This window comes from Streptomyces sp. NPDC042100 (genome assembly GCF_055582325.1).
Genome location: NZ_JBVJDK010000003.1, coordinates 561,280 through 573,434, shown reverse-complemented (window position 1 = coordinate 573,434; position 12,155 = coordinate 561,280). Strand labels below are relative to the sequence as shown.

The window sequence follows — 12,155 nt, the reverse complement described above, 5'->3', positions numbered from 1 at the left end:
AAGTCCGGGGCAGTGGTGCCGGGAGGGTTACGAGGCCGGAGGGAACGTCTTCAGCCAGGTGCCGTCGCCCTGGGATCCGGCGTCGGCATAGCCGCATCCGTCCGCTTGGGCCGCCGGGCCCGGGTAGACGATCTCGACGGCCACCTTCGGGAAGTCCTTGATGAACGCGGCCACAGCGGTCCTGCCCTCCCGCACCGGTCCGCGTTCGCAGTCGAGGTGCACGCTGCCGCTCTCGACACCCTGCAGCCACTGGCGAAAGGACTGCGCGCGCATCAGCGCCTCGGGGACCATCTGCCAGCTGAGGTTCAGGGCGATCCCGTCGAGGGCGGCCGTCACCTCGTCGAGGAGGGCGGATCCGCCGCCCGGCGCCGGATAGAGGTACGAGGTGTGCGGCTGCCGGTCGATGCCCGTCGCACCGCCCGTGTACCGCTTGCCGGACTTCCCCCCGGCGAACTTCACCACGAAACCGGCGGTGGCCGCGGCGACCGGGGTGCCCGGGTAGACCTTGACCCACAGTTCGTCCGCGCCCTGCGCCGCGTCGCCGATGCCGTACGCCCCGTACAGACCCCCGCCCGCCTCCAGGAGCGCCCCGGAGCCGCCGCCGCGCACAGCGTTGCGGTAACGGACCTGGAAGGCCAGGGCCGGGAAGTCCGTGCGGAAGTCCTTGATCACCTTGCGGCAGGAGTGGCACGGACCCATGTCCGAGTACAGGTCCACGGTGCCCTTGCGGACAGCCCCGACACGGTCCTTGTAGTCGGCCGTGCTCGCACACCCGAGATGACGGTAGATCTTGTCGGCCAGCAGGTTCACCACCTGGCGTTCGGCATCCTTGCCATGCTGATGGCCCTTGAGCGCACCCGTCCACTCGGCAGGCTCGGGTATGTCCTTGTAGTAGCTGTCTCCGCGCAGCGCCTGGTGCGAAACGCTCTGGAACTCTCCGTCGAGGTCGGGATACCCGATGAAGGTGATCGAGTACGCCAGGGTCGCCTTGTTCGTGAATGCGGCGGTCGTCATGGGCTGAGCTCCCCCCACTCCGTCACAGGATGTACGGGCCGCCTTCCCCTCCGGCCAGAGCGGCAATCCAGGCCATGGGGGCGTGACGGGAGCGTACAAAGGGCGGACAGGAAGCGAAAAACCAGACCCTCCGCAACAACCCCGCCCCGCCCCCCGCCACACTGGACCAGCCCCCGACACCACCACCCGCACAACACCACCGCACAACACCACCCGAGAACACCCCCTGCGGCACGACAGCCACCGGCCGCCAGAACCAGATCCCACGCACCCAGCACCGAGCCGACAACGACCACAGGCCACAGGCCACAGGCCACAGGCCACAGGCCACAGGCCACAGCATCCAGTACCCGCCAACACTCCACCCCAGCAAACGGCCGGCCAGAGCCACCCCCGGCCATACCGTCCCGTCCGAACACACCACCCAAAACCACCAGCCGCACACCAGCCACCACCGGGGCAAGACGCACGGAAGCGCACCAGGGCCGGCAGGCGGCCTCGGCGGCCCTGGCACACCACCACGGCCTTCCGCCCACCAGCCACACACAACAACAGACGAAACAACATCCACCACCACCCGCACACCACACCCACCACCACGGCCAAAGGCGCGCGGCAGGATTCGCCACCCTGCTCTCCCCTACGGCGTGCGGACGACGTCGTTGCAAGCCGGGTCGATCCGCTCCGGCCTCTGGTGGGCGACGGCGTCCCTCCAGCGGGCCCGTTCCCTGTCGAGCTGGGCGCCGTCGGCCGGCGCGGAGAAGGACACCTCCCGCAGCCGCGCGCTCTCCGGGCTGCCCGAGTCATCGACGCCGATCACGTACCGGTGTCCGGCGGTCAGGGGTGCCGTGTGCGGGTCGGTGGCCTGGAAGCCGCCGCCGGGTGCCCGGAAGACGACCTGGTCGACGGTCGTGCCCGAGGGCAGGGCGCCCTTCAGCGTCTCCTCGACGCGGACCTTCGAGAAGACCTCGACGTTGACGTCGCCGGGCTCTTCCCTGACTTTCTGGTCGACGGTGACGACGGCCACGTGGTCGGCGATGCCCGCCTTGTCGGCGTCCGTCTCATCGATCGGAAGGCAGATCGCGTAGACCGTCACGTCACCGTCCTGGGTGGCGAGGACGGCGGCGGGGGCCGACCCGGCGACCACGACGATGCCGACGAGCGACAGCAGGGCGCCCGGGAACGCATCGAGCGCGAGCCCCGCGAGCTCACGCAGCACGGCGCCGACCGGGCCCGGCCGACCGCGTCCGGCGACCGTGCCGTGCCCGGCGACCGCCCGCACCCAGGGGAACTCCTCGACACGTATCTGACGCTGGAGGCCGAGGAAGAGCAGGGAGCGCCGGTCGCGGAAGGCGCGGTACGCACCCGCCACAAGGGTGCCGAGCGCGGGGTCGGTGAACCGGTTGCGGAAGGCGCGGTACGTGCCCGCCGCGAGGGCGCGGAGCGCGAGGCCGGCCAACCGGCGGGCCACGGCCTCCGCCACCGTCCGCGGAACAAGGGCGGCGAGAACCACCGCCGACCGCACGAGACCGCGTGCGACCAGGGTCTCCAGCGGGGCGTTCAGCGCCGAGCCGACGGTCCGGCACAATCGCGCGGGAACGGCCGTGCCGGCCGGCAGACCCGTCGCAGCGGCCCCGGCAGCGGTCACCGGCACCACCAATGCGCCGACGTCGGCCGATCGGGTCCGCTGGTCCAGGTCCGCGAGGCGGCGTACGACGAGCGCGGCGATCCGGCCGTGCGACGGCGCGGCGGCCTGGCGGGCCTGCATCCGGCGCAGCACGCCGTGCCCGGCGGAGCCCGGAAGGCCGCGCTTGGCCACCACCGACGTCACAGCGTGACGCACCAGCACGGCGAGCCGGGGCGGCACGGGCCGCCCCACCGCCCTGCCCTCCACAGCACCACGCAGAATCCCGCTGTTCGACTTCGGGACCCGGCGCCTGCCACACAGGGGACGAGCGGCCGCCAGTCCCTCGCACCGGGAGAGCAGCACGGCAGCGCCGGACCAGCCGGCCGGCCCCACGAGCGCGGAACGCATACGGGCGCCACCCCCTCGGCGTCCGGCGGGCCGAGGGGGTGGCGCAGCCAGCACGCGAGGAGTCCGTCGTCGAAGGAGCCCCAGACGGCGAGCGCCTGCCTCGACGGCCGGTTTCGGCCGGCGGGCGCTCAGGCCTGCGCCAGCCTCGCCGACGGTACGGCGGTGCACCGAGCCGGGCGCAGCGGCCCGGCGGCCGGCGGGGCGGGACAGGAAGCGGAGGCCGTCCGCGTACGGCCGGAGTTCGGCGACCAGCGACGCGGCCGCCTCGACGTCCCCGGCCCGAACCAGCCAGACGATGGTGAGCAGCGCCGTCTCCTCGGGCAGCGCCGCCTCGTATCGGCCGCCGTCCAGCAGCTCCCACAGCAGGCCCAGGCCTTCCTCGGTCAGGGCGTGGGTGAAGAGCGCGGCACGGGGTGGCGGGCACGCCGGCCCGCCGGGCGGCCTCCCGCTCGTACGCGGTGAGCGGGCCGCCGGCCTCGGGAGTGCCGGTCGCTAAGCCGCCGCAGACGGTCTCGGGCGTGACCCAGGCCGGGAGGCCGGCCACCGGGGTGCGGGAGCCCATGGCGAGGTCGCCGTCCGCGATCCCAGTCAGCACCTGCCGCCACCGGCGCATCCGGCCCCACACGCCGACGGCGACGGCGACGCTGCAACCTCCACACCCCAAGCCCGGCCCCCCGTCTGACAAAGCCACACACCATCGCTGCCAGGACCACAGCCGGATCAACGAGTGTCCAGCACACAAAACCCGTGGCCCTCGCGACTTCGCAGGGCCACGGCGGCGCCTGTCCACGATGCAGTCATCCGCAACAGGTCCATGTCTTCTACAGCTACCCTCCCTGCCACGCGAGGTGACACCTTTCCAGACGGAGGAGACGGGCCACGGCATGAACGCGAGCATCGGACACGGGCGCGTCGTCGCCGCCCTCGACGGCGTCGGCATGACCCGCCACACCACGGGCCAGGTCATTCTCGACGACATTCACTGGACGGTCCGCGCGGGCGAGCACTGGGCCCTCCTCGGTCCCAACGGCGCGGGCAAGACCAGCATGCTGCGGATCGTCGGCGCCACCGCGTTCCCCACCACCGGCACGGTCGACGTCCTGGGCCACCGGCTCGGCCGGGTGGACGTGCGCGACCTGCGGGCCCGGATCGGCCACGTCTCCACCTCGCAGCGGGTTCCCCCGGAACTGACCGGCCACACCGCCGTGCTGACCGGCCACAGCGGGACGGTCCAGCCGCTGTGGAACACGTACGACGCCAGCGTTCGGGAGCACGCCCACGAGCTGCTGACCGAGCTGCGGATCAAGGAGCTCGCCGACCGGCCGTACGGTGTCTGCTCGGGCGGGCAGCGCGCCCGCGTCCTCATCGCCCGTGCCCTCATGGCGAATCCGGGCCTGTTGCTGCTGGACGAGCCCTTCAACGCGCTCGACCTGCCCTCACGGGAGGACCTCATCGACACCATGCGTCATCTGGTCGCTTCCAGGACGGAACTGGCGACGGTGACCGTCACCCACCACCTTGAGGAGCTCTCCCCCGCCATCACCCACGCCCTGCTGCTGCGGGAAGGACGCGTCCTCGCTCAAGGAGCCGTGGAAGACGTCCTCACCCGAGAGCGCATGACGGCGTGCTTCGGCCGCCCCATCGAGGTGACACGGCACGAGGGCCGATGGCTGGCCCGCTCGGGCGCCCCCGCGCGGCGGGACGACAGCGCCGCCTGAGAGCGGGCCCTTCCAGGACGGCGCGACCCGTGCGGCCCCGGCGCCGCGCGGCCGCCCGTCATCGGGCGCCCGCGCGGCCGCCGCTCCTCGTGGTGGCCCTCCGGGGAGTGGTCCAGGCGTCCAGCGGGAGCGGGCCTCGGTCGATGACGGTGCGGATGGAGATGGTGCTGCGCGCCTCGCGCACCGGGCCGATGGCCAGGATCCGGTCCTTCAGGACCCTCTCGAAAGTGTGCAGGTCGGGCACCGCGAGTTCCACGAAGAAGTCCGCGTCGCCCGAGGTCACATGACAGGCGACGACGTGGGGGATCTCCTTGAGCGCGTTCTCGACCACGTCGGAGGTGGTCCGCGAGTGCTCGGTCTTGAGCATCAGGAGGATGGTCAGGCCGAGTCCGAGCCGCTCGCGGTCCAGGTCGGCGCGGTAGCCCGCGATGACGCCGTCCCGTTCCAGGGCCTTGGTGCGCCGCAGGCAGGACGTCGGCGACAGCCGGACGGCGTCGGCGAGCTCGACGTTGGAGGTCCTCCCGTGCTCTTGGAGGTGGTCCAGGATCAAGCGGTCGATGAGGTCGTACATGGGCTTCGGCATAAATGACACCTTATGGCTCGTTCTGGCGCAGAATCCTGCATCAAAGCGGGCCATATACCGCTATTGCCTCATCCTATGCGTCCCGTTTCGGTGCATATTGGCCCTCGCGTCCCGGCCGACGGCCACGGGACGCACAGCAGCCCTCGCACCCTTCTCCCTGGACCGCTCATGCACCGCTTGCCGCTGGAACCGAACCGCACCGAAATGGCCGTGACGGGAGGACTCGTCCTCGACCGCGTCATCAAACGCATCGAGGCGCTGCCGGAGCGCCCTTCGGCTCCGCAGACCCCGGCCGACCGCGTCGCGTCCTTCCTGGCGCCGCCACCCGCGCGGGGAGAAGAGCTGAAGCCCCTGCTCGACCGGCTGGACGAGGCCGCGGACTGCGCGGTGGAGACCGCGGGCCCGGGCCTCCTCGCCTACATTCCGGGCGGCGGCCTCTACACCGCCGCGCTCGCCGACCTCTACACCCGCGCCGCCAACCGCTACGGCGGCCTGGCCGCGATGGCCCCCGGCTTCGCCGCGATGGAGGAGAGCGTGCTGCGCTGGATGGCGACCGAGGTGTGCGGCCTGCCGGAAGGCAGCGGCGGGCTCCTGACCAGCGGCGGCTCCATGGCCACGTTCACGGCGGTGGTCGCCGCCCGGTACGACCGGCTCGGCGAGGACATCGGTGCGGGAACCGTCTACACCACCGCCTTCGCCCACCACTCCGTCTCCAAAGCGGCCCGGCTGGCCGGCATCAAGGAGGCTCACATACGCCTCGTGCCGTGCACGGACGACCTGCGCATGGATCCGCTCGCCGCCGCCGCGATGATCGAGGCCGACCGGGAAGCCGGACTGCGCCCCTTCCTCCTCGTGGCCACCGCCGGCACCACCGACACCGGAACGGTCGACCCGCTCCCCCCGCTGGCCGGCCTCGCCCGGCGCGAGAACCTGTGGCTGCACGTCGACGCCGCCTACGGAGGCTTCTTCCGGCTCACCGAGCGCGGACGGCGGCGGCTGGCGGGCATGGAACGCGCCGACTCCATCACCCTGGACCCGCACAAGAGCCTCTTCATGCCCTTCGGCACCGGCGCCCTGGTCGTACGGGACCGCTCCGCGCTGCACGCGGCGCACTCCGGAAGCGGCAACTACCTCCAGGACACCCTGCCGGTACCCGGCGTCCCCGACCCGGCGCACCTGGGACCCGAGCTCACCCACGAGGTCCGCGGCCTGCGCGTCTGGCTCCCGCTGCATCTGCACGGGGTGGACGCCTTCCGGGAGGCGCTCGACGAGAAGCTCGACCTGTCGCACCACGTGCACGGCGCGCTGTCCGCGCTGCCCGGCCTGGACGTACCGCGCACCCCGGACCTCACCTGCGTGACCTTCCGCGTCCGCCCGGACAACGACAGCCCCGCCGCCGCCCAGCGCGCCGACCTCGCCAGCCGGACCCTCCTGGAAAGGATCAACGCGCATCAGCGCGTGCTGCTCTCCAGCACCGTCGTGGACGACCGCTTCACCCTGCGGCTCTGCGTCGTCTCCCACCGCACCCATCACGACCGGATCACCGAAGCGCTCGACCTCATAACCACCGAACTCGCACACCACGCCGCCCCCACGGACGGGGCGGGCGCACCGCCGTCCGACCACACGGCGGACCCCCTGCCCCGCCCCATCCTCCCCAGCCCGCAGCACCACACCGGAACCACAACGCACCAGGACACGGAACACCGGTCCGCCGCCCGCCTCCCGAGCAGCCGGTGAACCCCCGGAGGCCGGGACGTACGGCCGCTCGGGCGACTGGTGACGCGGTGCGTCAGGCGCACTTGGGCACGGGTACGTTCACCTGGTCGCGGGCGAGGAAGACCTTGCTCACCCAGACGTTCCTGTTCCCGCTGTCGTCGTCGGTCAGGAACCACGTGGCGCTGGTACGGCCCTTGTCCGTGACCGTCCCGCCCATCGCGTAGCAGTAGACGTAGTTCGACCCCGCGTACAAGGTGCCCGCGTGGGACGCGTCGGAGGCGTCCTTGGACCAGTGGGACCACGAGGTGTAGTCGAAGGTCAGCGTGACGGTCTGGACGCTCGCGGCCGGACCCTCGCCCTCCTGGGCGGCATGGGCCGGCACGGCGGTGGCCGCCAGGCCGGCGGCACCGAGGAGCGCGGCGCCGAGAGCCGCGACCGCGGAACGCTTGAACTGCTGCATGGGGGTTCCCTTCTGCTCGACTGACGCTTCGTCATGCGTCCCGGGCAACGATGCGGCACTCCGGGGACGGAACGCGCCTGGTTTTGGCTCCGGCCGAAACGTCGGCCGGCTCCCCGGTCCGCGCGGGCCCGAACGCCGGCGGCGTCAGGACCGGCCGAGCAGGCGATGCCCCAGGGGAGTCGTGGTGTGGATGACCCGTTTGCCGTCCCGCCGGGAGACGACGAGCCCGCTGTCGCGCAGCACGGCCAGTTGCTGGCTGACGCTCGGCAAGGACACCCCCGTCGCGTCGGCGAGTTCGGAGGTGGTGGCGCAGGCGAGGGAGGCGGCCTCGTGGAGAAGCCGCGCACGGGTCGATCCGAGCAGGCGTGGCAGCGAGGGCAGGGACGCGTCCGGCGTATGGGTTCTGTCGACCGGATAGATGAGCACCGGCTGAAGATCGTCGTCGGCCAGGGTGATGGGGCGTCGCCAGCAGAAGTACGACGGAACCAGGAGCAGCCCCCGGCCCTGCAGGTGGAGATCGCGTTCGACCGGATAGTCGGCGATCAGGACGGGAGGTTCCCACATCATCGTCGGTCGCAGGCTGCCCAGCAGCGCCTGGGTGCCGCCGTCCACGACCGCACGGGTGCGCACGGCCAGGTCGGCGGCGGTGGCCGCGCTGATCGGGCCCCACAACGGCTCGATGAACTCCGCGTAGTAGGTGCGGAGGTGCGCACCCAGCGCGTTCAGCGCGGAGACGTCTCCCCGTGCCAGCTGCGCGCCTGTTCGGGGGCGTCCACCGCTTGCCGACAGCAGGGCCAACTCGTGGCGCAGACGCCGCCGTGGAGTCGCGAGGACTCGGTCGACGCCGGTCTTCAGGTCGGCGGGGCCGCCCACGACGGGCGGGGTGAGGAAGTCCGGGAAGTAGGCGGCACGTGGCACGAGACTGCGCAACGCCGATGCCGCTCCCCTGGCCGTCGCACTACGCCGGAGCACTCCGCCGACGGTCCGCCGCCATGGGTCGAAGGCGATGGCGCCCTCGCGTGCCTGCAGTCGGCACAGGCTGCACACGATCTCCCACAGCGGGTCCGGACTGCGGGCGATACGCACGGCCGCCAGGTCCTCTGCGGTGAAGTGGATGCGCAGCATGGCTCCCCCGTTGGCCATCGGTGCCCCAGGAAGATCCTTCGTCACGCGGAACTTCTCGGACAAGGGCTTTCTCGGCCAGCGCGGGCACCACGGCACCAGGGTGAACCCGGCTCTACGGAATCGGCTGTACGGCGCCGGACACGGCGGGCCCTGGATCCAGAGGGCTTTCGTCTCTTTCCTCGCGCCATGCGGTCCCTCGCGTCCGAGCCCAAAGTCACCTCTTCGGGCAGGTCGGCCCGACCGCGCACAAAAACCTAGTACCCACTCGCTTTTCGCCCTTACGGTGGCCGCACCGGGTCGGCAACGGAGCCGCCCCCGCCCTCTGGAGAGCCGCCATGGCCGCCATCCACGACGCCCCGCCGTATCACCGAGCCCCGGCGCCCACCCCGCCCGAACCCCAGGAACCCGCGTCCGGGAAGCTGGTCTTCGGCCTCGCCTTCGCCCAGTTCGGCGTCATGATCACCCTGCTCACACCGGTCATGGTGACGCTCGCCCTGCGCGTGGCCCAGATCGTGCCCGAGGCGGGCCGGGGCGCCGCCCTCGGCCAGGTCCTCTCGCTCGGCGCGATCCTCGCGATGATCACGAACCCGGTGGTCGGCGGCCTGTCCGACCGCACCACGTCCCGGTTCGGCCGCCGCAGGCCCTGGCTGATCGGCGGCATGCTGGTCGCCCTCACCGGACTCCTGGTCGTGGCGTTCGGCGGCAGCGTGCCGATGCTGATGCTCGGCTGGGCCCTCGCCCAGGTCGGCGGCAACGCCGCGATGACCGGCGTCACCGCGGGCATCCCCGACTTCGTGCCCGAGGGCCAGCGGGCCCGCGTCTCCGGCACCGTCGGCATGATGACCTCGCTGTCGATGATCGCGGGCAGCGGCCTGGCGAACGCGTTCAGCGCCAACCTCGCGCTCGCGTTCGTCATCCCCGGACTGCTCGGCCTCGCGGGCGTGGTCACCCTGTGCGCGGTGATGAAGGACCGGCCGGCCCGGCCCGGCGCGTTCGCCCCGTACTCCCTCGCCGAGTTCCTCCGCAGCTTCTGGGTCAACCCCCGCAAGCACCCCGACTTCGCCTGGAACTTCGCGGGCCGCTTCCTGGTCTTCGTCGGCATCGCCTGCGTCACCTCGTACCAGACGTTCTTCCTGATGGACCGGCTCGGCTACCAGGGCGGCGAGGTGGCGAGCAAGCAGTTCGTCGGCACCATCGCGATGGTCGGCACGGTCGTCGTCGGCTCGCTCCTCGGCGGGCAGCTCTCGGACCGCTCGGGACGGCGCAAGCCGTACGTCCTCGGCGCCTCGCTGCTCATCGCCGTCGGCCTGACCCTGATCGCGACGGCGTACTCCTTCCCGGTCTTCCTCACCGCCATCATGATCTTCGGACTCGGCCAGGGCCTGTACCTGTCGGTGGACGTGGCGCTCGCGGCGGCGGTGCTCCCCAACCCCGACGAGGCCGCCAAGGACATGGGCGTCCTCAACATCGGCAACGCGCTGCCCCAGTCCCTCGTCCCGATCGTCGCCCCGGCGTTCCTCGCCATCGGCGGCGGGACCGGCAACTACGGGGCCCTCTTCCTCTTCGGCGGCATCGCCTGCGTGCTCGGCGCGCTCGCCGTCCAGTTCATCCGCAGCGTCAAGTAAGGCCACAGATCATGCAGTTCACCGTACGCAACGAAGGCCACCCGTACCAGGACCCGGAGCTCCCCACCGAGCGGCGGGTCGAGGACCTCATCTCCCGCATGACGGTCGCGGAGAAGGCCGGCCAGCTCTTCCACACCATGCTCGCCATGCACCCGGACGGCGGCACCGTGGAGAAGGGCGACCCGGGCATGGTCCCCCTGAGCACCACGGACCTGCTCCAGGGGCAGCACATGACCCACTTCAACCTCCTGGGCACGTACGAGCCGGCCGCCATGGCCCGCTGGCAGAACACCGTCCAGGCGATGGCCGCCGACACCCGCCTCGGCATCCCCGTCACCCTGTCGACGGACCCGCGCCACGCGTTCACGGACAACGCGGGCGCCTCCTTCAACGCGGGGGCGTTCAGCGCCTGGCCCGAGCCGCTGGGCCTCGCCGCGACCCGCGACCCGCAACTGGTCCTCGACTTCGCGGACACCGTCCGACGCGATTACCTGGCCGTCGGCTTCCGTGTCGCCCTGCACCCCCAGATCGACCTGGCGACGGAGCCGCGCTGGTCGCGCCAGAGCGGCACGTTCGGCTCGGACGCGGCCCTCACCTCACAGCTCGTACGGGCCTACGTCCAGGGCCTGCAGGGCGCCGAACTGGGCCGCACCTCGGTGGCGGCGATGGTCAAGCACTTCCCCGGCGGCGGCCCGCAGAAGGACGGCGAGGACCCCCACTTCCCGCACGGCAAGGAGCAGGTCTACCCGGGCGGGCTGCGCGAATACCACCTGGAGCCCTTCAAGGCCGCCATCGCCGCCGGCTGCGCGCAGATGATGCCCTACTACGGCCAGCCCATCGGCACCGACTGGGAAGAGGTCGGCTTCGGCTTCAACAAGGGCGTCATCCAAGGGCTGCTGCGCGAGCGACTCGGCTTCGACGGGATCGTCTGCACCGACTGGGGCCTCGTCTCCGATTCGGAGATCTTCGGCGAGCACCACGACGCCCGCGCCTGGGGCCTGGAACACCTCACCGAGAGCGAGCGGGTGGCGCGCGTGCTCGACGCGGGCTGCGACCAGTTCGGCGGCGAGGCCCGCCCCGAACTCGTCGTGGAACTGGTCGAGTCGGGCCGCGTCCAGGAGCGGCGCCTGGACGAGTCGCTGCGCCGCGTCCTCACGCAGAAGTTCACCCTCGGACTCTTCGACGCCCCGTACGTCGACGCGGACCGGGCCGCCGAGACCGTCGGCCGCACGGACTTCGCGGAGGCCGGGGCGAAAGCCCAGCGGCGCTCCCTGACGCTGCTGAAGAACACGCCCGGCACCCTGCCCCTGACGGGGCGCCCCACGCTGTACGTCGAGAACCTCTCCGCCGAAGCGGCCAGCGGGTACGCCGAGGTAGCCGACTCCCCCGCCGATGCCCAGGTGGCCGTGCTGCGCCTGCGCACCCCGTACGAGGTCCGCGACAACAAGTTCGAGTCGTTCTTCCACTCGGGGACCCTGGCGTTCTCCGAGGCCGAGCTGGAGCCGATCCTGGCCCTGCTGGACACGGTGCCGACGGTGGTCTGCGTCAACCTGGAGCGGGCGGCCGTGATCCCCGAGATCGCGGAGCGCGCGGCGGCCCTGATCGCGGACTTCGGCGCGAGCGACGAGGCCCTGCTCGACATCGTGTTCGGCCGCGCCCGGGCCGAGGGCCGCCTCCCCTTCGAACTCCCCCGTTCGATGGCGGCGGTGGCGGCCTCCTGCCCCGACATCCCCAACGACACGGACAACCCCGTGTTCCCGTACGGGGCGGGCCTGATCCTGTAGCCGCCCCCCGCGGCCGGACGGGCGGACCCTGTGCGACGGTCCGCCCGTCCGGCCGCGCCGCCACCCGGGCGTACGTTCTCGGTCATTCCCAC

9 protein-coding genes are annotated in these 12,155 nt (G+C 71.9%); 4 read left to right on the top strand and 5 right to left on the bottom strand.

Going from position 1 to position 12,155, the window contains the following annotated elements; genetic code table 11:
- Positions 1 to 27: 27 nt before the first annotated feature.
- Both ACZ6J5_RS09920 and ACZ6J5_RS09915 read right to left on the bottom strand, forming a co-directional pair.
- Complete coding sequence (locus ACZ6J5_RS09920) at positions 28 to 1,014, bottom strand: deaminase domain-containing protein (protein ID WP_469389586.1); 987 nt, start codon at positions 1,012 to 1,014, stop codon at positions 28 to 30.
- Positions 1,015 to 1,654: 640 nt separating this feature from the next.
- A complete protein-coding gene (locus ACZ6J5_RS09915; protein WP_469389585.1) occupies positions 1,655 to 2,845 on the bottom strand; it encodes a hypothetical protein in 1,191 nt (396 codons plus the stop codon).
- 1,088 nt (positions 2,846 to 3,933) lie between these two features.
- Here ACZ6J5_RS09915 and ACZ6J5_RS09910 point away from each other — a divergent pair.
- Complete coding sequence (locus ACZ6J5_RS09910) at positions 3,934 to 4,767, top strand: ABC transporter ATP-binding protein (RefSeq protein WP_469389583.1); 834 nt, start codon at positions 3,934 to 3,936, stop codon at positions 4,765 to 4,767.
- Between the two features lie 58 nt (positions 4,768 to 4,825).
- On the opposite strand, the gene ACZ6J5_RS09905 is transcribed toward ACZ6J5_RS09910, so the two are convergent.
- Positions 4,826 to 5,350 carry an Lrp/AsnC family transcriptional regulator gene (locus ACZ6J5_RS09905; RefSeq protein ID WP_469389581.1) on the bottom strand — a complete coding sequence of 175 codons (525 nt, stop codon included), beginning with the start codon at positions 5,348 to 5,350 and terminating at the stop codon, positions 4,826 to 4,828.
- Positions 5,351 to 5,554: 204 nt separating this feature from the next.
- Here ACZ6J5_RS09905 and ACZ6J5_RS09900 point away from each other — a divergent pair, with 204 nt between their 5' ends.
- Complete coding sequence (locus ACZ6J5_RS09900) at positions 5,555 to 7,090, top strand: pyridoxal phosphate-dependent decarboxylase family protein (protein ID WP_469389646.1); 1,536 nt, start codon at positions 5,555 to 5,557, stop codon at positions 7,088 to 7,090.
- A gap of 52 nt (positions 7,091 to 7,142) precedes the next feature.
- Here the strand turns inward: ACZ6J5_RS09900 and ACZ6J5_RS09895 are convergent, their stop codons facing one another.
- Both ACZ6J5_RS09895 and ACZ6J5_RS09890 read right to left on the bottom strand, forming a co-directional pair.
- Positions 7,143 to 7,529 (bottom strand): hypothetical protein, encoded by a 387-nt coding sequence (locus ACZ6J5_RS09895; protein ID WP_469389579.1) that lies wholly within the window; start codon positions 7,527 to 7,529, stop codon positions 7,143 to 7,145.
- Positions 7,530 to 7,673: 144 nt separating this feature from the next.
- Positions 7,674 to 8,654, bottom strand: a complete 981-nt coding sequence (locus ACZ6J5_RS09890; protein WP_469389578.1) for an ArsR/SmtB family transcription factor — start codon at positions 8,652 to 8,654, stop codon at positions 7,674 to 7,676.
- A gap of 335 nt (positions 8,655 to 8,989) precedes the next feature.
- Here ACZ6J5_RS09890 and ACZ6J5_RS09885 point away from each other — a divergent pair, with 335 nt between their 5' ends.
- Complete coding sequence (locus ACZ6J5_RS09885) at positions 8,990 to 10,279, top strand: MFS transporter (RefSeq protein ID WP_469389576.1); 1,290 nt, start codon at positions 8,990 to 8,992, stop codon at positions 10,277 to 10,279.
- Between the two features lie 11 nt (positions 10,280 to 10,290).
- Positions 10,291 to 12,063, top strand: coding sequence for a glycoside hydrolase family 3 protein (locus ACZ6J5_RS09880; RefSeq protein WP_469389574.1), 1,773 nt, complete (start codon positions 10,291 to 10,293; stop codon positions 12,061 to 12,063).
- The last annotated feature ends 92 nt before the right edge of the window (positions 12,064 to 12,155 follow it).